This window comes from Nitrincola tapanii (assembly GCF_008368715.1).
GTDB classification, from domain to species: domain Bacteria; phylum Pseudomonadota; class Gammaproteobacteria; order Pseudomonadales; family Balneatricaceae; genus Nitrincola; species Nitrincola tapanii.
Map to the genome: position 1 here is coordinate 1 of NZ_SMRS01000010.1, position 20836 is coordinate 20836.

The 20836-nt window shown below is 50.7% G+C and carries 18 protein-coding genes; 12 read left to right on the forward strand and 6 right to left on the reverse strand.

Annotated elements, in window-relative coordinates; all coding sequences use genetic code 11:
• Positions 1-272: 272 nt before the first annotated feature.
• Positions 273-1565, reverse strand: a complete 1293-nt coding sequence (gene tyrS, locus E1H14_RS12165; protein WP_149391759.1) for a tyrosine--tRNA ligase — start codon at positions 1563-1565, stop codon at positions 273-275.
• A gap of 145 nt (positions 1566-1710) precedes the next feature.
• Here tyrS and E1H14_RS12170 point away from each other — a divergent pair, with 145 nt between their 5' ends.
• The gene (locus E1H14_RS12170) at positions 1711-3021 is read left to right on the forward strand and encodes a M23 family metallopeptidase (protein ID WP_149391760.1); all 1311 of its coding nucleotides are present in this window, start codon (positions 1711-1713) and stop codon (positions 3019-3021) included.
• A 7-nt stretch (positions 3022-3028) separates the two neighbouring features.
• Positions 3029-4132: an anhydro-N-acetylmuramic acid kinase gene (locus E1H14_RS12175; protein ID WP_149391761.1), complete on the forward strand. Its 1104-nt coding sequence runs from the start codon at positions 3029-3031 to the stop codon at positions 4130-4132.
• Positions 4133-4244: 112 nt separating this feature from the next.
• Here E1H14_RS12175 and erpA read toward each other — a convergent pair whose 3' ends face one another.
• Positions 4245-4592, reverse strand: coding sequence for an iron-sulfur cluster insertion protein ErpA (gene erpA / locus E1H14_RS12180; protein WP_149391762.1), 348 nt, complete (start codon positions 4590-4592; stop codon positions 4245-4247).
• An 80-nt stretch (positions 4593-4672) separates the two neighbouring features.
• Positions 4673-5707, reverse strand: coding sequence for an N-acetyl-gamma-glutamyl-phosphate reductase (gene argC / locus E1H14_RS12185; RefSeq protein WP_149391763.1), 1035 nt, complete (start codon positions 5705-5707; stop codon positions 4673-4675).
• Between the two features lie 110 nt (positions 5708-5817).
• Between argC and thiE the strand changes: the two genes are divergently transcribed.
• The 3 genes from thiE to E1H14_RS12200 are packed head-to-tail and all read left to right on the forward strand — an operon-like array spanning position 5818 to position 8387.
• Positions 5818-6450: a thiamine phosphate synthase gene (gene thiE, locus E1H14_RS12190; RefSeq protein ID WP_149391764.1), complete on the forward strand. Its 633-nt coding sequence runs from the start codon at positions 5818-5820 to the stop codon at positions 6448-6450.
• Positions 6451-6464: 14 nt separating this feature from the next.
• On the forward strand, positions 6465-7748 hold the full coding sequence (gene hemL, locus E1H14_RS12195; RefSeq protein ID WP_149391765.1) for a glutamate-1-semialdehyde 2,1-aminomutase: 1284 nt from the start codon (positions 6465-6467) through the stop codon (positions 7746-7748).
• A 12-nt stretch (positions 7749-7760) separates the two neighbouring features.
• Entirely contained in the window at positions 7761-8387 is a 627-nt protein-coding gene (locus tag E1H14_RS12200; RefSeq protein ID WP_149391766.1) for a hypothetical protein, read from the forward strand.
• Between the two features lie 58 nt (positions 8388-8445).
• Here the strand turns inward: E1H14_RS12200 and E1H14_RS12205 are convergent, their stop codons facing one another.
• Entirely contained in the window at positions 8446-9120 is a 675-nt protein-coding gene (locus tag E1H14_RS12205) for a tetratricopeptide repeat protein (RefSeq protein ID WP_149391767.1), read from the reverse strand.
• 10 nt (positions 9121-9130) lie between these two features.
• Positions 9131-11494 (reverse strand): penicillin-binding protein 1B, encoded by a 2364-nt coding sequence (gene mrcB, locus E1H14_RS12210; protein ID WP_149391768.1) that lies wholly within the window; start codon positions 11492-11494, stop codon positions 9131-9133.
• 46 nt (positions 11495-11540) lie between these two features.
• Here mrcB and E1H14_RS12215 point away from each other — a divergent pair, with 46 nt between their 5' ends.
• The gene (locus tag E1H14_RS12215) at positions 11541-13064 is read left to right on the forward strand and encodes a bifunctional aminoglycoside phosphotransferase/ATP-binding protein (RefSeq protein WP_149391769.1); all 1524 of its coding nucleotides are present in this window, start codon (positions 11541-11543) and stop codon (positions 13062-13064) included.
• 25 nt (positions 13065-13089) lie between these two features.
• The gene (locus E1H14_RS12220) at positions 13090-13452 is read left to right on the forward strand and encodes a Rieske (2Fe-2S) protein (protein ID WP_149391770.1); all 363 of its coding nucleotides are present in this window, start codon (positions 13090-13092) and stop codon (positions 13450-13452) included.
• Here E1H14_RS12220 and E1H14_RS12225 read toward each other — a convergent pair.
• The gene (locus E1H14_RS12225) at positions 13403-14569 is read right to left on the reverse strand and encodes a pyridoxal phosphate-dependent aminotransferase (RefSeq protein WP_149391771.1); all 1167 of its coding nucleotides are present in this window, start codon (positions 14567-14569) and stop codon (positions 13403-13405) included. The genes E1H14_RS12220 and E1H14_RS12225 overlap by 50 nt on opposite strands.
• A 241-nt stretch (positions 14570-14810) precedes the next feature.
• On the opposite strand from E1H14_RS12225, the gene dksA reads away from it, so the two are divergent.
• Genes dksA through E1H14_RS12245 form a run of 5 tightly spaced genes read left to right on the forward strand, consistent with a single transcriptional unit; the run spans position 14811 to position 20678 of the window.
• Positions 14811-15242 carry an RNA polymerase-binding protein DksA gene (gene dksA, locus E1H14_RS12230; protein WP_149391772.1) on the forward strand — a complete coding sequence of 144 codons (432 nt, stop codon included), beginning with the start codon at positions 14811-14813 and terminating at the stop codon, positions 15240-15242.
• 40 nt (positions 15243-15282) lie between these two features.
• A complete protein-coding gene (gluQRS, locus tag E1H14_RS12235) occupies positions 15283-16188 on the forward strand; it encodes a tRNA glutamyl-Q(34) synthetase GluQRS (protein ID WP_149391773.1) in 906 nt (301 codons plus the stop codon).
• The gene (locus tag E1H14_RS13105) at positions 16189-16359 is read left to right on the forward strand and encodes a hypothetical protein (protein WP_160142065.1); all 171 of its coding nucleotides are present in this window, start codon (positions 16189-16191) and stop codon (positions 16357-16359) included.
• Complete coding sequence (locus E1H14_RS12240; protein WP_149391774.1) at positions 16349-19276, forward strand: ATP-binding protein; 2928 nt, start codon at positions 16349-16351, stop codon at positions 19274-19276. Before E1H14_RS13105 ends, E1H14_RS12240 begins: the two co-directional genes overlap by 11 nt.
• Positions 19277-19289: 13 nt before the next feature.
• Positions 19290-20678 carry a sigma-54-dependent transcriptional regulator gene (locus E1H14_RS12245; RefSeq protein WP_149391775.1) on the forward strand — a complete coding sequence of 463 codons (1389 nt, stop codon included), beginning with the start codon at positions 19290-19292 and terminating at the stop codon, positions 20676-20678.
• Positions 20679-20836 lie beyond the last annotated feature (158 nt).

Below are 20836 nucleotides of genomic sequence, written 5' to 3' on the forward strand. Positions count from 1 at the left end.
CCGCGATTGCGCTTAACACTTCCGAAGCAACTTATTCTTGTTTGAAAACAATGAACTAAACTGCTTCTATCGCTGAGAGAATCTCTTTCTCCAACCGAGGCCGGAAGGCTTCGTCTCAAGCGAGGCGAGAATATTACAGAGACCCTTTAGGTCGGTCAAGCCGTTACGATAAAAAAATCTTAACTCTTATCTCAACACACTCTTTTCTGGACAGCTTGTTTCTGCACAGCGCCTTCCCTGTATTAGATGAAAGCGCTCCTTTTTTTCTTCTCTTAGAAATAGAACAGATGATGTTTCTTTTTGCCCAGCTTAACTAAGAAATAGGTTCCAAAACGTGCATTCTGCTGAGTAAAGAGATCAGCGCACTGCATGTTGTGTTCCATACCGCACACCTGATCATTTACCCATACCGACTCACGCTGCAACGCATCTTTCACTTGTTTACCATTTGCCGCCACTTCAGCATCTACTAGGAGACTTGTCAGCGACACTTCCTCCAAACTCTTGGGCAATTGTGTAGCCGGCAGACCATCTTGCTGTAATTGCTGATAATCAGCTTGGCTTAGCTGTGATAGATCACCGGAAAAAAGTGCTTGCGTGATTCTTTGCGCAGCGGCAAGCAGCTCTTCGCCATGCACTAAGCGCGTGACCTCTTCAGCAAGCACGCGCTGGGCCTGTGGTCGACCTTCAGTAGTTCGATCCTGCTCTTCCAAGGCATCTATCGCATCAACACTCAAGAAGGTAAAGAATTTCAGAAAACGATAAACATCCGCATCAGGCGTCTGCAGCCAGAATTGATAAAAAGCATAGGGTGATGTTTTTTGTGGGCTTAACCAAACAGCACCCCCCTCTGTTTTACCAAACTTAGTACCATCAGACTTAGTAATCAGCGGCAGAGTTAAGCCGTGAACATGTTTGGCATTCATCCGCCGTGTCAGATCGATACCACCGGTGATGTTACCCCATTGATCTGAACCACCAATCTGCAAGGTACAGTTATAGCGCTCATTTAAAACCTGGTAATCATAAGACTGTAGAATTTGATAGGTAAACTCTGTGAAAGAGATACCAGAATCCTCACGCTCGATACGCTGACGAACCGATTCTTTTGCAATCATCTTATTGACTGTGAAGTGTTTACCGATATCTCGTAAAAATGTCAGCATATCTACATTGGCAGTCCAGTCATAATTGTTTGCCAGAATGGCGCCCTTCTCATCATCAAAATAGATGAACTGACTGATCTGCTGCTTAAGGCATTCACTCCAAGCCGCAACAACTTCGGTCGAGTTTAATTGACGCTCCTGAGCCTTAAAGCTTGGATCGCCAATCATTCCCGTGGCACCCCCCACCAAGGCAATCGGACGATGCCCATACTCCTGGAAACGACGCAGCATCAAGAGGGGCACCAGATGGCCGAGGTGCAAACTGTCCGCTGTGGGATCAAAGCCACAATAAAGTGTCACAGCACTTTCAGCGAGGTGAGACGCCAAAGCCTCCTCATCTGTCATCTGTGCAATTAATCCTCGAGCTTTCAGATCCTCTAGCAATGTAAGCTTGGTCATTTTCATGTTAATCCAGTACCGGTTATCGTGTGCGCAGCATTCTACCGTTTGGCTGAATAACTTGACAAACTTAGCTTGAAACAGATATCCACCTCTAATCTACTTTGAACATAGAGCGTCATAGGTTTTTCCCGTGTTGAGATTTTTGCCTACAAATTTTCTGACCCCGACTCGCGTATTCGCGGCGGCTGGGCTTTTGCTACTCTTCACCGGCGCTCTTCACCTATCTTCAACACCCTCTACGGAAAAAATTGAACACCCCCCTCTATACTCTGATCTCAGTTTCCAGCTGATTCCTCCCAGTACAGATCGCCCATCAGAGTTGGTGCATCAGATTAGTTATGTATTTCTCTATAACGAAAGACTGGATGACGTATTGCTGCGTTCAGGTTTACATGCAGCGGATCGGCAAGTCATTTTTCAAACACTACAAACTCATCAAGCCTTGATGATTCGACCCGGTACAGAATTACGCCTGCACCGTGCTGCCGACAAAACTCTTGCCTTTGCCTTAATATTTGAAGATGAGCATCTGTTTTTTTTGCGCCAAACGGATGGCCGTTTTATGCCGGACCAGCAGCTGACTGCCACCCCTGAACGCCATCTCGCACAAATTGATCTTAGGATTCGTCATGATTTATTTCGCGAATTGGAACAGCACTCACTCCCTGAACGTTTAATTCAGCAACTGACAGAAGCTCTAGAGTGGCGACTCGATCTTTTGCAAGGCTTGCAAAGAGGAGACCGTATTCAGCTGCTTTATGAAATGGAAACCCTTGATCGCATTCACACAGGCCGTGGCCAGCTTTTAGCCCTACGCGTACATAGCCAAGAAGAGTGGATTGAGCGGTTTTACTTTACGGATGCACAAGGGCAGTCTGCATTTTATGATCCCCAAGGGTTAAGCGAGAAAGTACAATTTTTACGCAGTCCTGTCGCCTATCGTTACATCAGCTCTGGCTTTAAAACAGAACGCTGGCACCCTATTCTGGGCCAAAAGCGTCCTCATCGCGGAGTTGATTTTGCTGCCGCAATGGGCACTCCTGTCCGTGCCACAGCCACAGGGCGTGTGATAGAAAAGGGTTCGCTCGGGGGTTATGGAAATACCATTATCCTTGAGCATCCAGGTGAAATCACTACGCTCTACGCGCATCTAAATGATTACGCTTCAGGATTAAAGCTAGGGCAGACTGTAGAACAAGGTACGATTATTGGTTACGTTGGCATGACGGGTTTAGCTACAGGCCCACATCTTCATTATGAGTATCGTATTCGTGGCCAGCACCAAGACCCTATGCAAGTGGTTTCCCGCGCCAGCCAAAGCTTATCCCTTCAGGATCAACAACGCTTTCGCCAACAAGTACTGCAACAACGCCAACAAATGCTAGAGCCGCAAAACTTAGCGCATCATTCAAAGGAAGCATCTAGCCATTTAAATAATGACTTTTCTTTATAGGATAGATATGTCGTCAAATAGGTATATCGGCCTGATGTCAGGCACTAGCTTGGATAGTATCGATGCCGTACTGGTTGAGTTTGAACCCAAGTTTCAACTTCTCTGTACTCATAACCATCCACTACCTGAAAACCTACGCCAAGAAATTCTGGCTCTCACTCAGCCCGGTGACAATGAAATCGAGCGCTGGGCTGCACTCGACCTGAGTCTAGCCGATCTCTTTGCCGAAGCCAGTCTAGCGTTATTAGCCAAAGCCTCCGTACCGACACACAAAATTACCGCGATAGGCAGCCATGGCCAGACCTTAAGACACCTTCCTCAACTTGGTACCTCTTTACAGGCAGGTGATCCGAATCGATTAGCAGAGCAAACCGGCATCGCGGTGGTCGCCGACTTTCGTCGCCGTGATCTGGCCGCACAAGGACAAGGTGCCCCCTTAGTGCCTGCTTTTCATCAAGCCTTATTTCACGCCCTAAACGAAGATCGTGTCGTGATCAACATTGGTGGCATGGCCAACCTGACTTGGCTTCCCAAGGATTTAACTCACACAGTCATAGGTTTTGACACGGGCCCCGGGAATGTTTTACTCGATGCCTGGATTCAGCATCAGCGCCAGCTTAAATTCGATGCTAACGGTGCCTGGGCGGCTAGCGGACAAGTGCAGAGTAGGCTCTTACAACAGCTTCTCAGCCATCCTTACTTTCAACGCCAAGGGCCACGCAGCACTGGCCGCGAAGTTTTCCATCTACAAGCTTTACTGGATGAACTTGAAGCTTTCTCAGCCCCTATACGAGCTGAAGATGTACAAGCCACCCTCACAGAGTTCACCGCCTTGAGTATTCACCAAGCTCTACAACCGCTCGCTAGCCAAGCGTATGGCGTATATCTTTGCGGCGGCGGCAGTCACAACACTTACCTCAAACAGCGTCTTAATTTTTGGCTGCAACAACCGATTCAAACCACAGCCGCTTTAGGACTCGATCCAGACTGGGTTGAGGCCTGTGCTTTTGCTTGGCTCGCAGAAAGACGTATCCAGCATTTAAGTGGGAATCTACCCAGCGTCACCGGGGCCAAGGGGCCTCGTTGCTTAGGCGGAATTTACTCGGCCTAAATCGCTACGCCTACAGGCTAGGATTAGGCTTGGAGTAAGATGTATAGAAGAGAAATCCTGATAAAAAGCGAGGACAGAAGTCACTCCTCGCTTTTTTATTGAGCGCTGCCGCTTAGATGGAGAAGGAAGAACCACAACCACAGGTGGTGGCCGCATTCGGATTTTTGATCATGAATTGCGACCCATGCAGTCCTTCCTGATAATCCACCTGAGCCCCCACAAGATACTGGAAACTCATAGGATCGACTAAGAGGGTGACACCATCAGTTGTGATGGCCGTATCATCCTCAGCCACGTCTTCATCAAAAGTAAACCCATAAGAAAAACCCGCACAACCGCCACCGGTGATAAACACTCGCAGCTTCAGATTGTCGTTTTCTTCCTCTTCGATCAAGCTTCGGACTTTTGCCGCAGCGGCTTGAGTAAAGTGAAGGGTCATTTCGTCTGCTTGTTCAGTCATGGTCCATATCACCTCTGTATGAGAACGGCATTCTGACTAAACCTACCAAAACAGTCAAGTATTGACCCTTCCTATCCTGATTAGGGCATCAACGCCACTTGCTGCAAACCCTCATTTTCTGGACGCTCAAACATCAGGTTCATAATCTGAACCGCTTGACCTGAAGCGCCTTTGACCAAATTATCAATCACCGACAAGACAACAACCGTATCGTCATTCTGTGGGCGATGCACACTAATACGGCACACATTAGAGCCTTTCACGCTGCGTGTTTCAGGATGGCTTCCCGCAGGCATGACATCCACAAAGGGCTCATGGGCATAACGCTCAGCAAACAAGGTCTGCAAGCCTTGATCCACAGGGTCCTTCAGCGTGGCGTAAAGCGTGGCATGAATCCCTCGGATCATCGGGGTCAGATGCGGCACAAAGGTCAACCCAACCGGCTTACCGGCCGCTAAACTTAAACCCTGACGAATTTCGGGCAGGTGACGATGTCCGGCAACACCGTACGCCTTAAAACTTTCGCTGCTTTCACATAAAAGAGAGCCGACACTCGCGCCACGACCGGCGCCACTCACCCCCGATTTACAATCGGCGATCAAGCGACGATGATCCACCAATCCCGCCTCTAGAAGAGGCAAAAAGCCTAACTGGGTAGCGGTCGGATAACAGCCCGCGCACGCGATCAACTGCGCTGAGGCAATCGCTTCACGATTCACTTCAGGCAAACCATACACCGCTTGAGCCACAAGATCGGGGCAGGTATGCGACATTTTGTACCAGTCCTCCCAGACCGCCACATCCTTGATACGGAAATCTGCGCCCAAATCAATCACCTTTACGCCACGCGCAATCAACTCAGGTGCCAAACTCATGGCTACACCATGCGGGGTCGCAAAGAATACCACATCACACTGCGCTAAGCGCTCAACATCCGGTACCGTAAAAGCCAGATCGAAATGCCCACGCAAATTCGGGAACATATCAGCAACCGCGATACCTTCTTCCGAGCGTGACGTAATCACCTCAACTTTGACCTGTGGGTGATTAGCCAGAATACGTAACAGCTCAACCCCTGTATAACCCGTTCCACCGACAATACCAACTTTAATCACACCCACCTCTCTAAGAATCACTGAACGTCACTGAGCGGCCTGAATGGTCGCACTGATTTACAGTCTATGATACAAATCCTTCGCTTTAATGACCATGAGTGATCCTGAGCATGTCCGCTTCTCTTAAAGGTTTGTACGCGATTACTGACGCCACGCTTTTACCCACACAAGAACAACTGCTCTTTGCCTGTGAGCAGGCTCTATTAGGCGGCGCGCAATTGCTGCAATATCGCGAAAAATCACAAAACAAACGCAAACGTCTAGCCGAAGGTCGCGCCCTAGCCAATCTATGTGCCGCCTATCAACGTACTCTAATTATTAACGATGATTTGGAGCTTGCGGCTGAATTAGGGGTGGGACTGCATCTGGGGCAAAAGGACGGCTCTGTTGAACAGGCCCGACGCTTACTCGGCGATCAAGCCATCATTGGCGCAACGTGTCACCAAGACTTAGCGCTGGCGAAACGCGCCGCAGAAGAGGGCGCCAGCTATGTCGCCTTTGGGGCTTGCTTCCCTTCGCAAACCAAACCACTTGCATCACGCGCACCTATTGAGCTCTTTCAGAACGCCGCTGAACAGATCCACTTACCCAAGGTGGCGATTGGGGGGTTGAATCTGGATAATAGTGCGCAAGTGATCGCAGCCGGTGCTGAGATGATTGCGGTGGTACATGCGCTCTTTTCCAGCACCGATATACGTCAGCAGGCGCAAGCCTTCAGTGCCCTTTTTTCCAATCCAGTGTGAAGGAACCCTTTTCCATGTCTCGATCTGAACTCTTGTTCCAAGCCGCGCAAAAGCATATCCCCGGTGGCGTAAACTCGCCTGTGCGTGCCTTCAAAGGCGTCGGCGGCACGCCAATTTTCTTTAAGCGCGGTGCCGGCGCTTACATTTATGATGAAGACGATCAGCGTTATATCGATTACATCGGCTCCTGGGGCCCTATGATTTTGGGACACGCCTATCCACCTGTGATTGCAGCGGTGCGTGAAGCGCTTGATCGTGGACTTGGTTTTGGTGCCCCAACCGCCATCGAAACCACCATGGCAGATAAGGTCTGCGAACTCGTTCCTTCTATGGAAATGGTACGTATGGTCAGCTCGGGGACGGAAGCGACCATGAGCGCCATTCGTTTAGCGCGAGGCTTCACCGGTCGTGACAAGATTGTCAAATTTGAAGGCTGCTACCATGGCCACTCAGACTCGTTATTAGTTAAAGCCGGTTCAGGCGCTCTAACACTCGGAGAACCCAATTCACCGGGCGTTCCAGCCGCGCTGGCAGAGCACACACTCACCCTGACCTTTAATGATCTGGAATCCGTTGAGAAGGTGTTTGCGGAAATCGGTCAGGAGATCGCCTGCATCATTGTGGAGCCTGTTGCTGGCAACATGAACTGTATCCCTCCTGTTCCAGGTTTCCTGGAAGGGCTCCGCCGTATCTGCACCCAGTATGGCACGGTATTAATTTTTGATGAGGTGATGACCGGCTTCCGCGTCGCACTAGGGGGTGCGCAAGCTTACTATGGGGTCACACCGGATTTAACCACCCTGGGAAAAGTTATCGGTGGCGGCTTACCCGTAGGCGCTTTTGGTGGACGTGCCGATATTATGTCGCACATCGCTCCGCTTGGACCGGTTTATCAAGCGGGAACACTCTCAGGCAACCCTCTGGCGATGGCCGCAGGCTTAACCATGCTGAATGCCCTCTGTGAAGACGGTGTATATGAAGCCTTAAGTGCCAAGGCCGAGTACCTGACCGAAGGTCTGAAAGCGATGGCGGATAAGCATCAGATTCCTTTTACTACTACCTGCGTAGGGGGCATGTTTGGTCTCTTCTTCACCTCACAAACTCAGATCACGGGCTTTGCGGATGCGACCGCCTGCGACACGGCGGCTTTCAGTCGCTTCTTCCACGGCATGCTGAAAGAAGGCATCTATCTCGCGCCTTCGGCTTATGAAGCAGGTTTTATCTCTAACGCACACAGCGAAGCCGATCTGGATGCGACCTTAGCCGCCGCTGATCGTGTTTTTGCGCAGTTAAGTTAAAGGAGATAAAAGATGCTGATGATCGCCGGACAGCTCCTTCTCTTGATCAGCGCGTGCGGGGTAAGCCTAGTGCTACTGCAACAGCATAAACAGGATCAGGAGCAAGCCTGGCATGGCCTGGTAAAAGTGTTTGCCGTCAGCAGCTTATTTATTGCAGCGGCGGCTTTAGCTGGGCTCACGCTCAGATCAGACGGCATGGATCAACAAGCCCTACTCCGGATGACCGAAAATCTGGCCTATTATGTCGCCCTGCCTTTTCTGGCCAGTGTGCTGCTCGCTCGAGGCCGTTTGTGGTTTTGGTCCATGGCGGCTTGGGGGCGCTGGTTACTAGGGCTGATCGCCTTTTTTGAACTGGCGCGACGCACGGAGTACGGAGTGGCTTACACTCAGTTTTTGGCCATCGGCGTCCCCCTAACGCTGGCCGCTGCCAGTTTATTTCTCTCTAACCTGCAAGCCCGCGGGTTAGGCTTAGTTGGCAGTGTTACTCTTGCGATCAGCTTGGTGTTTTTTGGTCCAGAACCCCTGCTTGGATCAGGCACCCGCGACGGGTTTGCCTTCGGCTTGAGCCTAAGCCTCCCCCCCTTAGCGCTAGCACTGCATTTGAGTTTGCGAACGCTCGTAAAAGAGGGTCAAGCATAAGAAAACGAGGCGTCTTAAACGCCTCGACTTTCGATCTTACCGGGCACTTAGGCTTTAATTAAAATGCTGCCGCTGCATTACGTGCATCTTCAGCGCCGGCCAAATCTCCGGCTTCACTGCGAATCTGACTGATCAGAATCCATAAACGCCGTAATTCCTGACGCTGACCTTCAGCCACACCCACTCCACGTAGAGCCACCTGCTCAGCATCTAGAAACTGCCCTAGCTGGCGTTTTACATCCGCTAACTGGTAATAAACTTCGGCCTCACGTGGTGCGATGCGCAAAGCACGCTCTAAGCGCGTCTGCGCTGCACGTAGATCCCCCTGTTCTGAATCAAGACGCGCTCCTTCCAAAAGCGCGACCACAGCGGTGTTATCGGAGGGGATCGCAGCAGGCATCGACAAGGGTTGTGGTGCCGGCTGCATCGGCGCCCCAGACTGAGGCGCTGGCGATTGAATCTGAGGAGAAACAGGCTGCCACATCTCATCGGCAGGCGGCAGATCCCTTTGACTGCGCACCACTGAAGTGACTTCAATCGGCTGCACACTAACTCCCATTCCGGGATCAACTGGTGTCACAATTACCCCAGGCACCTCCGTGGGTAGGGGCGCAGGTGCTGCCGCAGGACGACCTCCACGATCCTCAATCGGTACATTGCTAAATGGATTGGAGGTCGCACAACCCGTTAAAAACACGGCCCCCGCCAACAAGGGAATCCATTTCTGACTCATCTACTCTTCCTCATCGAAACCAATTTCTAAACCAACCTGCGTCTGGATCCGCGCCCGAACCACTTGGTGCCTCAGTGGGCAGGTTAAACTGACCACAATCTACACTACGCAGGGGTGCGCTCCCTTCTAAGAAGGGCAGCTGACGTGAACCTTCACAGCGAGGGTCCGAGCGCAAACCCGTCTCCTCATCGATCCAAGCATACTCTATACCTTGTGGGCGACTTGCTTGTAAGGGCGTTGGTTTTTCCGCCTTCATCAGCGCCGTCCAGACCGGCAAAGCCCCTCCTGTCGAAGTAAAAGGTAAGCGCGAATTATCATCACGACCGACCCAAACCACAGCCAAGCGATTGCCAGTATAACCGGCAAACCAACTATCACGCTGATCATTGCTGGTTCCTGTTTTCCCGGCCACATTCAAATTTGAAGGTAACTGTTGATAAATACTCCGTGCTGTCCCTTCACGCACGACCTCTTGCAAAGCATATTGAATCAGATGCACATGCTTAGCTTCGACCTGCTGACGCAACTGGAAAGGATAACGTGACAGCTCTTCGCCCTCCGCAGTTGTGACCATACGGATCGACCGTAAAGGCATGCGAAAACCATTGGCGGCAAAGGTTTGATACATTTCAGCCACCTCTAAGGGCGACATACCCTGTGCGCCCAAGAGCAGTGAAGGGAAGGCATCCAGATGACGCTCCACGCCCAAACGCCGCATCATATCAATGACACGCGGCAATCCGATCTCCATACCTAGATGCACTGTTGATAAATTATATGAGCGCGCTAAAGCTCGATGTAAGAGCACCGTTCCATGCGTTTGACGATCAAAATTTTGTGGTGTCCAAACATCACCATTAGGCAGACGCAAGTTGATCGGCTCATCCTGCAGCGGGCTGACAAGAGTATACCCTCGTTCCAAAGCCGCTAGATAAACGGCGGGCTTCACCAGAGACCCTATCGGACGGATCGCATCCAGGCTCCGGTTAAACCCCTCAAAGCGCGTATCGCGCCCGCCCACCATCGCCAAGACTTCCCCGGTCTGCGGATCTGTCACCACGACCGCTCCCTGAAGGTCTTTACCCGCCGCACCATGACGCTGTTCCAGTGTGTTCAAAGTGGAAACCAGTGCTTGGTCAGCTCTGGACTGCACTATCGGATCCAGCGATGTAAATACCTGCAAGCCTTCCGAGCCGAGATCTTCATCACGATAATCCTTACGCAGCTGGCGTTTGACCAAATCGAGATAGGCTGGGTAAGCCCCCTTCTGCAAACTGCGACTCTGCACCACATCCAAAGGTTTCTCTAAGCTTTGGCGTAACGCCTCTGCTGTGATCACACCCTCCTCATGCAGCAGATTTAACACGAGATTGCGCCGGGTTAAAGCCCGCTCGGGATTACGTCTCGGATCGTAAAAAGAGGGTCCCTTGACCAGGGCGACCAATAAAGCGACTTGATGCAGATCCAATTCCGGCAAAGGACGCGAGAAATAAAACTGGCTGGCTAAACCAAAACCATGAATCGCACGCGAACCTGACTGTCCGAGATACACCTCATTCAGATAGGCTTCCAAAATCTCATCTTTGGAATAACGCATATCCATGACCAAAGCCATCGGCAGCTCTAATAACTTACGCGACAGGGTACGTTCGGACGTGAGGTAGAAGTTTTTGATGAGCTGCTGGGTAAGAGTACTGCCTCCTTGGACAAAACGTCCGGCCCGAAAGTTTACCCAAGCGGCACGACTCATCCCTTTCAAGGAGATCCCGAAGTGACTGTAGTAGCTTCGATCTTCAACAACAATCAAAGCATCGACCAAATAATCCGGCGCATCCTGCAAACGAATCAGATCACGATCTTCATTCGTGTGCGGATAGATGCCACCAATCAACACCGGCTCCATCCGCACTAACGGCAAATCGCGACCCGCAACCTCATCACGAATACGCTGTAATCGCTCTCCCTGGAAATCAAGTACTAAGCGGCGTGGTAGCTCCGGCTCATCCGGGAAAGCAAAGCCCCGAGTGTGAATTCGCGCTCTCTGATTACCCAATTCGGCACTTCCTGGACGATTCACCGCCGGCACCAGCTGATAACCCAAACTTTGTAACTCTAAGCGCAGATCCGCCAAGGTTAGAGGCTGACCAGGATAAAGTTCTAGTGGGCGTGCATAGACCTTAGCCGGTAAAGCCCAACGCTTACCTTCAAACTTCTCACGCACTTGAGCATCGGTATACACAAGAATCACCGCCAAAAATACTGCGCCCAACAAGCTTAACTTCAGCGCTAATCCGATCAGAAAAGACCAGATAGAACGCTTTTTTGCTGAAGAGCGACGTGGACGGGATGAGGTTTTTGCTCTCTTTTTTGCCATTAGATCAGTATAATCTCTGCTCAATAGTGGTGAAATTTGGACAACTATGTTTTATGAATTGATCGAGACACTGCGTCGAGGTGAAGATTTTCCGCACCCCTGCCACCAGATCGAAGTGATCGAAACTCATATATCTTGGTTGATTTTAACCGGCGATCTCGCCTACAAAATCAAGAAGCCCGTTAATTTTGGCTTTCTCGATTTTACCTCATTAGAGCAGCGTCGTACCTGCTGCGAAGAGGAATTACGCCTTAACCAGCGCTTAGCGCCAGATCTGTACCAAGCCGTGATCCCTATCAGCGGCAGCACTTTAGCACCACGTCTGGGAGATGCCAGCGCACCTTTTGAATACGCCGTGCGCATGCGCCAATTTGATCCCGAGCAACGCCTAGATCGCATGCTGGCGAGACAGCTCTTTCAAGCACGCTGGATCGATCTCCTGGCAGAGCAAATTGCCGACTTTCATCAACGCATTCCGATGGTCGCGACCGACAGCCCCTGGGGTGAGCCGGAGACTCTCTGGAACCTAGTCAACGACAATTTCCAAGTCAGCCTAGCACTCCTTAAAGAGCGCGCTTTACAACCGCGCCTACGTGGATTATCGGAACAGGTCGCTGCTGAGTTTAACCGCCTAGAAGGCGCATTACGCGAACGAAAACGTCAAGGACATGTGCGCGAGTGCCATGGCGATCTACATCTGGCAAATATTACCCTGTTTCAAGATGAGTTGCGCCTCTTTGACTGCATTGAGTTCAATCTGCAATTCCGCTGGATAGACACCCTTTCTGACCTTGCGTTCCTGCTAATGGATCTCGAAGCAAATCAGCAACCCCGCTGGGCCAATCGCTGCTTAAATCGCTATCTAGAGCTAACGGGAGATTACTGCGGAGCACCGCTTCTGCACTTTTATAAAGCCTATCGCGCCATGGTTCGAGCCAAGGTCGCCTTGCTGGGTGAGCATCCTGACCCCCAAAGCTTTCAACACTACCTCGGCCTGACCGAAACCTACCTTAACCCCCAACCTGCTCGTTTATTTTTAATGAATGGGGTATCCGGCAGTGGCAAAAGCTATTTGAGTGGACAACTGGTGGAAGAGATCGGGGCGATTCGTCTCCGCGCCGATGTTGAGCGCAAACGTTTGCACCATGAACTCTCACGCCAAGGAGAAAAACTTGAGCTTTATGGGGCGGAAATGAATCTGCGCACCTTTAATCGCATGTATGAATTGGCTCGCGGACTGCTGCAAGCCGGTCAAACCGTTGTGATCGATGCCACGAATATTCGCCGCGGTACGCGTCAGAAATACCTACGCTTAGCCGAAAGTCTGCAAGTGCCGGTTCGCATTATCAGCTGCCATTGCAAACAACATCTGATTGAGGCACGCCTCATGCGTCGCCAAGCGGAAGGCCGTGATGTTTCCGATGCAACCTTAGAAGTCATGCAAAAACAGCTAGACACCGCACACCCTTTAAGTAGTGAAGAAAAGCTTATGAGTCTTTCCGTTGATACCGAGGACGATGAAGCGATTGATCAACTTCTTGCTCAACTGCGCGCTCAGAACCTTTTATAACCCTCCTTTAACGCACAGGCCAGGCATGCAAAAAATTTGCTTACTACAGGACTTACCCGACCAACAGGTGCGGGGGTTTGATTTGGAACAGGCCGCCATACTGGTTTATCGCCAGGGCGAAACGCTCAGAGCCTTTCACAACCTTTGCCCACATCGGGGGATTCGTCTGGAGTGGCAACCCCAGGTTTTCATGGATGTCGAACAGCAATTTATTCAGTGCGCCACGCACGGCGCTCTATTCCAACCCCTGAGCGGCGAATGCATTGCAGGCCCCTGCCCGGGTGAATTCCTGCAGCGCTTACCTATCCACCTTCAGGGGCAGGAAGTTTGGATCGAGTTCAACGCTGCGCCAAAAAAACCTGCAAGCGCTGTAACGCCTCTTCGATAATTTCAATCTCTTGGGTATATGCAAAACGCAGATAACGTCCTGCCTGGTGCAGGCCAAAATCGGCACCCGGTGTAATGGCTACCTGACAGGTTTCTAAGAGCTCCCAAGCGAAAGCAAAGCTATCATCGGTCAGAGCCGAAGCATCAGCATAGATATAAAACGCGCCTTCCGGCACCGCAGGCACCTGAAAACCTAAACGCTTCAATCCCGCCAACAGATAATCACGCCGCGCAGCAAACGCATGACGACGCTGTTCAAAGCAAGCTAACGCCGTTTCTGAAAAAGCCGCTAAGGCCGCATACTGAGCCACTGTGGGCGGCGAGATAAATAAATTCTGCGCCAGTTTTTCCATCTCCAACACAATAGATTGAGGGGCAATTAGCCAGCCTAGACGCCAACCTGTCATGCCAAAATACTTAGAAAAGCTGTTAATCACTATCGCCTCTGGCACTTCGCTCAGCACCGTGTGTGCTTCCACTCCATAGGTCAAGCCCTGGTAGATTTCATCCACCAATAACTGCCCACCCCGTGCGGCCACCTCTGCGGCAATCTGCTGCATCTCCTCGCTCGAAACCAAAGTGCCGGTAGGATTCGAAGGCGAAGCCAGAAGCACCCCTACTGTCTTCTCATGCCAGGCCTCTTTAATCATCTTAGCCGTGAGTTGAAAAGCCGTTTCAGGCCCCGTCGCCAGGGTTTGAGCCTTCGCACCGAGCACACGTAAGAATTGACGATTACAAGGATAACCGGGGTCGGCCATGAGCACCTCATCACCAACATCCGTTAGCCATGAGAAAGCCAGTAACAAAGCACCCGATGCACCGGGCGTCACCAGCACCTGTTCAGGCGCAATCTGGACGCGGTAGTGTTGCGCATAGAACTCGGCAATGGCTTGGCGTAATTGTGGTAAACCCGCCGCAGGGGTATAACCGGTGCAATCGGCCCGTAAAGCCTCTTGGGCTGCGCTGATCACTTCCGGCACCGTAGGAAAGTCCGGCTCCCCGACTTCTAAATGGAGAACCTTAAAGCCTTGAGCCTCTAACTCGCCTGCCCGCTTAAGCAGATCCATCACTTTAAAAGATTCAACTTCAGCACATCGCTGACTGGCTTTTAAACGCATTTTGCACCTATGCTTATTCAATTCAGGGTGAGAGTATACCTTGCGCCTAAAGAAAGGTGCCAAGCTTGATCCTTGAATAGGAATTCGTGGCAAGGGTCTGGTTTAATGCACTGGCATCTGGTAATTTCACCGCCTTTTAAGGCGCTTGCTAACCCCATAGCAAGGCGTGAATCGACAGGTGCCACTCTAACCAGAGTTAGAAACTGGGCCTTCATTTTGGTTTTTTACGAGAGGCTGTGCCATGCCAACTAACCTCGATGCTCAATTGTCACATCCCGCTCCTTACCAGGTTAAAGAGGGTGAGGAGTACATGAACACTGCCCAAAAACAGCATTTCCGTGAAATTTTGCTGGCTTGGAAACAGGAGTTGATGGAAGAGGTCGACAGCACCATTACTCATTTAAAAGAAGAAGCCACCAACTTCGCCGATCCAACAGATCGCGCCAGCCAAGAAGAAGAGTTCAGCTTGGAACTGCGTACTCGCGATCGTGAGCGCAAACTCATTCGCAAGATTGATGAAGCTTTAGAGCGCCTCGAAGATGACGACTATGGCTACTGCGAAGCTTGCGGTGTTGAAATCGGCATTCGTCGTTTAGAAGCACGCCCAACCGCAACCCTGTGTATTGACTGCAAAACCCTCGCAGAAATTAAAGAAAAGCAGCTCGGCGGTTAAGTCCTGCACTCATCCTAGTATTTCGGGATGATGAGTGATTATGGCAGAAGCTGTTTATTGTGGCCGTTTTGCACCCTCGCCTAGCGGCCCTTTGCATTTTGGTTCGCTGCTTGCTGCTCTGGCGAGTTTCTTAGATGCGCGACATCATCAAGGCTATTGGTTGCTGCGCATCGAAGATGTTGATCTACAACGCACACGCCCAGGAGCTGCCGATACAATTCAGCGCCAGCTTGAGCACTTAGGATTGCTCTGGGATGGTACAACACGCTTTCAAAGCCAACATTTTCCTGACTACCAAGCCGTGTTGGATGATTTATTGGCGCGACAGCTGGCCTACCCCTGCCAGTGCACGCGCAGCCAGTTGCAATCCCGACAAGCATTGGAGCGTTACGATCGCTATTGTTTAAACCAGCTTCCCCTGTCCGAATCGGCCACGGGCGCTCCAGCTTATCGGGTTAAACTTGAAGGCAGCAATCTCTCTTTCAGCGATCCGATTCAGGGCCCACTGCCTGAAGCTACCTACCCTTTAACCGATCCGATCATACGTCGTCGCGATGGTTTTTATGCCTATCAACTGGCAGTCGTTGTCGATGATCAAGCTCAAGGCATCACACATGTTGTACGTGGTGCCGATCTCTGGTCACAAACCCCACAACAACATGCCTTGCAGCAATTGTTAAATTATACCCAACCAAACTATGCACACATTCCGTTAGTGCTTGACCACCAAGGCCGTAAATTGAGTAAACAATACCTCTCTCCTGCTTTGGAAGCCGCGCAAGCACGCCAGAATCTACTCTTAGGCTTAAGGCTCTTAGGTCAACATCCAGAGGCACAATTAGAGACTGCCTCAGTTCAGGAGATTCTAGAATGGGGTATTCAACATTGGGATTTGGACAAGATTCCTAAGTGCTTCTCCTTGCCCTATCCACAGGAGTCGCTCTAGATGTACCCACATCGCTTGCTCTTGATGTTTCTTTTTGTCGCTTTTTTATTACTGCCCGCCGTGATGGATCTCTGGTTATTTTCAGCGTCCAGCTGGCCGATACCCTATATTATTTGGTTTGCGCTGATTCTTTTCACCGCACTTATGAGTCACCGTCACCATGATCTCTGACCTGCGTTTACCTCTTTTACTTCTGATTGGCGTAGCCTATCTACTGCTGCTACTCGCCTGTGCTTATGCGGCTGAACGCGGCTGGATCGCACAACGCTGGGTTCGCCACCCCTTAGTACACACCCTATCTTTGGGCATTTACGCCAGTGCCTGGACTTTTTACGGGGCCTTCAGCATTGCACGTGACTCTGGTTTTACCTATCTCATCTCTTATCTCGGTGCCAGCGCCGCTTTTATGCTCTCGCCACTGATTCTTTTACCGATTTTGCGCTTAACGCGCACTTATCAGCTCAGCTCACTAGCCGATCTCTTTGCTTTTCGTTTTCACAGCGCCGCGATAGGTAGCTTAACCACCGCCCTCGTAATGCTTGCCAGTTTGCCCCTGATCGTGATTCAAATTCAGGGCATCGTATCTTCTATACGCCTGTTTAATGACACACTTTCCGAAGCACAACTGGCCCTCGCCTTTTGCTTGCTACTGACTCTTTTTTCGATACTGTTTGGCGCACGTCACCCATCGCTACGCAGTCGCCATGATGGCCTGAGTTTAGCGATTGCCATCAAGTCCTTAGTCAAGGTGGTTGTACTCTTAACCCTAGCAAGCTATGTCTTTTTGCAAGTTTTCAATGGCCAAAAAGGCCTTAATCTCTGGCTGACCGAACACCCTGCCGCACTGGAAACTCTTTTAAGCTCGCCCGATAACTCCAGTTGGCGCACTCTATTTATCGCTTTCTTTGGTGCGGCGTTTTTAACCCCCCATATGTTTCATATTTTGTTCAGCGAAAACGCCTCAGAATCTAGCCTACGCTTGGCCAGCTGGTTAATGCCATTATTTCTACTGCTGATGGCTCTAGCGATCCCCCCCCTTTTATGGACAGGATTCAAACTTGAGCTGTTAGGTAATCCTGACTACCTGCTGCTTGCGCTAGGCCAGGCACTATCGCTGGATTGGTTTATTATTTTGGCATTCATTGGTGTCCTCTCAGCAGCCAGCGGTGTCATTCTAGTGGCCAACATCGCGCTAGCATCTATGCTCCAAAACCATCTCCTCTTACCCGTCATCCGTTTACCCGACAGCTCAAGTTTCTATCGCTGGCTTTTATGGCTCAGACGCTCACTCATCTTAGTGGTCATGAGTGTTAGCTATGCCATCTATTTATTATTGGATCAACGCTTTAGCTTGGCACAACTCGGCCTGATTACCTTTATGGCGTTTTTGCAGTTCTTACCGGGACTGTTTGCCACGTTATACTGGCAAGGCGCCAGCAGAGTTGGTTTTTTAGCCGGACTCAGTGGCGGATTAAGTATTTGGCTGATGACCGTAATACAAATCTATTTAAGCCTAGAGCAGCCCTCTCACTCACTTGATCTCTGGTATGAATACACTCTACTGTCTCTGCTTCTCAATACACTGCTCCTTATCGGTGGTTCTCTACTTTTTCCTGCCGATGCACGCGAAGCGGAACATGCCACGGCCTGTATCCTGAACGCACTTCCACGTCAAACCCGCCTACTGGGCCATGATAAGGATTCTTTGGAAAACCTGGAACAACGCTTAAGCCAACGTTTAGGACAACACTCCGCGCGCCGTGAAATTGAGCAAGCTCGTCAGATACTAGACCTACCCAACACCAACAAACTCGGCCCACTCGATCTGCTCAAGTTGCGCAACACGCTGGAAAACAACCTATCCGGGCTGCTCGGCCCCGTGGAAGCAACTGCATTACTGCGACCCGAAAGCTTACAGCAAGCGCGCTTTCGTGGGCGTGAGATCCACCTGCTAGAAGAGCAGCTTGAACATTATGATGAGCGCCTGTCTGGTTTAGCGGCGGAGCTAGATAAGATTCGACGCTTCCACCGCTTTACCCTACAACGCTTACCCATTGGAGTTCTCACGCTGGATGATCACAGCCAAATTCTGTTTTGGAATCGTCAGCTACAAGAATACACCGGCATAGATGCTAATGAAGCGATTGGCTCAGACCTTCCCTCCTTGCCATCGCCATGGGCGGAGTTCTTTGGTCACTTCACACAAAGTCCAGAGAAACTGCATGAAACCTGTCCACTTGAACATCAACATCAGACACGCTGGTTTAGCTTGCACAAAACCTTGGTGAATGAGGGTAATACGCAGGGAATGATCGTACTTATAGAGGATGAAACCGAACATCGCCAAATTGCTAATCGCCTCGCGCATAGCGAACGTCTTACCTCGATCGGTCGTTTTGCTGCAGGGGTCGCACATGAAATTGGCAATCCCGTCACAGGGATTGCCTGCTTGGCTCAGAACCTCAAACTGGAAACAGACGATCCCATCATTCTGGAAACCGGTTCACACATTCTCACCCAAACACAGCGCATCAGTCGCATCGTGCAGTCACTGGTGCGCTTTGCTCATACCGGACAAGCCGATCAACTCAGCAAGCTTGAAGCCGTCAATCTCTATGCGTGTGCACAAGAGGCAGTTGAACTCTTGCGTTTTGACGAGCGTGGTCGCAATATGTTGATTATGAATCAAATTCCGCCGGAATACCGCTGTAGCGGAGACCCTCAGCTCTTGTTACAGGTCTTTGTGAATCTACTCAACAATGCCTGTGACGCCTCGCCTGAGCACAGCCGTATTGTCATTGATGCCAGTCAAATGCAAAATGCTCTGCGTGTGCGTATTACCGATCCAGGTAGTGGTATTGAACCTGAGCACCAGCAGCGTTTGTTCGAGCCTTTTTTCACCACAAAAGAGCCGGGCAAGGGCACAGGCTTAGGCCTTGCCTTGGTCTACAATATCATTACCGAACATTGTGGTAATATTGAGTTTATTAGTCCTGCCGACAAAAAACAGAACAAAGGCACTCAGGTAATCATTCAGCTTCCTCTCTGGGTTGACTCCGCTTTGAGCACTCAGACAGAGAAGACGTAACAGGTCCCGATGTATGAGCCGAATTCTGATTGTTGAGGATGAGTCAATCATCCGTGCAGCCTTGCAACGTTTATTAGCAAAACACGATTATGCTGTCGACACAGCAGACTCCGTGGATAGTGCCCGCTCTCTGTTGTCGCATCATGCCTATGATCTCATCATTAGCGACTTACGCTTGCCTGGCGCACCTGGAACAGACCTAATCGCCATCGCACCCAACACCCCTGTGCTGATCATGACCAGTTACGCCAGCATGCGTTCAGCGATTGATGCTATGAAGCTGGGTGCGGTGGATTACATCGCCAAGCCATTTGATCACGATGAAATGCTTGCAAGCGTGAGTAAAATCATCCAGCAATTCAGGCCTTCTTCGGAACGCTCTAGCGCAGCCGTAGCAGACCAGGACACCGACTCCTGTTCGCTGATCGCGGGATCTTCACCTTCTGTGCAGGAGCTGCTGCGCAAAATTGATAAGGTTTCACAAACCTCAGCGACGGTTCTGATTCTTGGAGAATCGGGAACAGGCAAAGAGCTGGCCGCTCGCACGATCCATCAAAAAAGCAGCCGCGCTCAAGCACCGATGATTAGCGTCAACTGCGCAGCGATTCCTGACACCCTGATTGAATCCGAACTCTTTGGTCATGAAAAAGGCGCTTTTACTGGTGCCGATACACAACGCAGTGGCTTAATCGAGGCTGCTGACCAAGGCACGCTTTTTCTCGATGAAATCGGTGAGCTGCCTTTAGAAGCCCAGGCACGTTTACTGCGCTTTTTACAAGAAGGTGAGATTCGCCGTGTTGGCGCCGTGCATGCGCGCAAGGTCGATGTACGCTTGATTGCCGCGACTCATCGAGATTTAAAAACTCTCGCCAGAGAAGGGCGCTTTCGTGAAGATCTCTACTACCGCCTCTATGTCATGGAGTTGCGCATGCCGCCACTACGTGAACGAGGCGAAGATATTATCGAACTGGCACAACTGTTTCTACGCAACCACTGCGCCCGTCATCAGACGCAAGTTGCCTTTAGCCCATCGGCGCTTGAGCGATTGCGCCAACACACTTGGCCGGGCAATGTTCGCGAACTGCAAAATGCCATCGAACGCGCCGTGATTCTCGCTGAAGGCCATCAAATCACGCCCGATCTCTTCGGGCTAGAGCACACTGAGCTGGCATCCACCACAGCTCCCACCCTATCCAAAACCGAAGAGATCACACCTCCCTCTGCTTTGGATAAGCAAGATCTCTCCCTAGATGATTATTTTCAACGTTATGTTCTCGACCATCAAGAACAGATGAATGAAACCGAATTAGCACGCACTCTAGGTATTAGTCGCAAATGTCTCTGGGAACGCCGGCAGAAGTTAGGCATCCCCCGACGCGCCAAACGAGCGACAGCGGGGTAACACTTCGGTAACACTTAGTAAAAGTGTTACTTTATGGGTAGATGGGTAACACTTATCGCAGGACACAGGTAACACTCAGTACTAACCGCCTACTACCAACAGACTACTTTCTTTAATTTTGTTTTTAAAACAATGATCTACAAAACCTGGCACGCTAT

Excerpts from the sequence above, each read along its gene's own strand:
- tyrS (WP_149391759.1), bottom strand. The coding sequence starts at position 1,565 with ATGACCAAGCTTACATTGCTAGAGGATCTGAAAGCTCGAGGATTAATT.
- E1H14_RS12175 (WP_149391761.1), top strand. The coding sequence starts at position 3,029 with ATGTCGTCAAATAGGTATATCGGCCTGATGTCAGGCACTAGCTTGGAT.
- erpA (WP_149391762.1), bottom strand. The coding sequence starts at position 4,592 with ATGACTGAACAAGCAGACGAAATGACCCTTCACTTTACTCAAGCCGCT.
- thiE (WP_149391764.1), top strand. The coding sequence starts at position 5,818 with ATGTCCGCTTCTCTTAAAGGTTTGTACGCGATTACTGACGCCACGCTT.
- hemL (WP_149391765.1), top strand. The coding sequence starts at position 6,465 with ATGTCTCGATCTGAACTCTTGTTCCAAGCCGCGCAAAAGCATATCCCC.
- E1H14_RS12200 (WP_149391766.1), top strand. The coding sequence starts at position 7,761 with ATGCTGATGATCGCCGGACAGCTCCTTCTCTTGATCAGCGCGTGCGGG.
- E1H14_RS12205 (WP_149391767.1), bottom strand. The coding sequence starts at position 9,120 with ATGAGTCAGAAATGGATTCCCTTGTTGGCGGGGGCCGTGTTTTTAACG.
- mrcB (WP_149391768.1), bottom strand. The coding sequence starts at position 11,494 with ATGGCAAAAAAGAGAGCAAAAACCTCATCCCGTCCACGTCGCTCTTCA.
- E1H14_RS12215 (WP_149391769.1), top strand. The coding sequence starts at position 11,541 with ATGTTTTATGAATTGATCGAGACACTGCGTCGAGGTGAAGATTTTCCG.
- E1H14_RS12220 (WP_149391770.1), top strand. The coding sequence starts at position 13,090 with ATGCAAAAAATTTGCTTACTACAGGACTTACCCGACCAACAGGTGCGG.
- E1H14_RS12225 (WP_149391771.1), bottom strand. The coding sequence starts at position 14,569 with ATGCGTTTAAAAGCCAGTCAGCGATGTGCTGAAGTTGAATCTTTTAAA.
- dksA (WP_149391772.1), top strand. The coding sequence starts at position 14,811 with ATGCCAACTAACCTCGATGCTCAATTGTCACATCCCGCTCCTTACCAG.
- gluQRS (WP_149391773.1), top strand. The coding sequence starts at position 15,283 with ATGGCAGAAGCTGTTTATTGTGGCCGTTTTGCACCCTCGCCTAGCGGC.
- E1H14_RS13105 (WP_160142065.1), top strand. The coding sequence starts at position 16,189 with ATGTACCCACATCGCTTGCTCTTGATGTTTCTTTTTGTCGCTTTTTTA.
- E1H14_RS12240 (WP_149391774.1), top strand. The coding sequence starts at position 16,349 with ATGATCTCTGACCTGCGTTTACCTCTTTTACTTCTGATTGGCGTAGCC.
- E1H14_RS12245 (WP_149391775.1), top strand. The coding sequence starts at position 19,290 with ATGAGCCGAATTCTGATTGTTGAGGATGAGTCAATCATCCGTGCAGCC.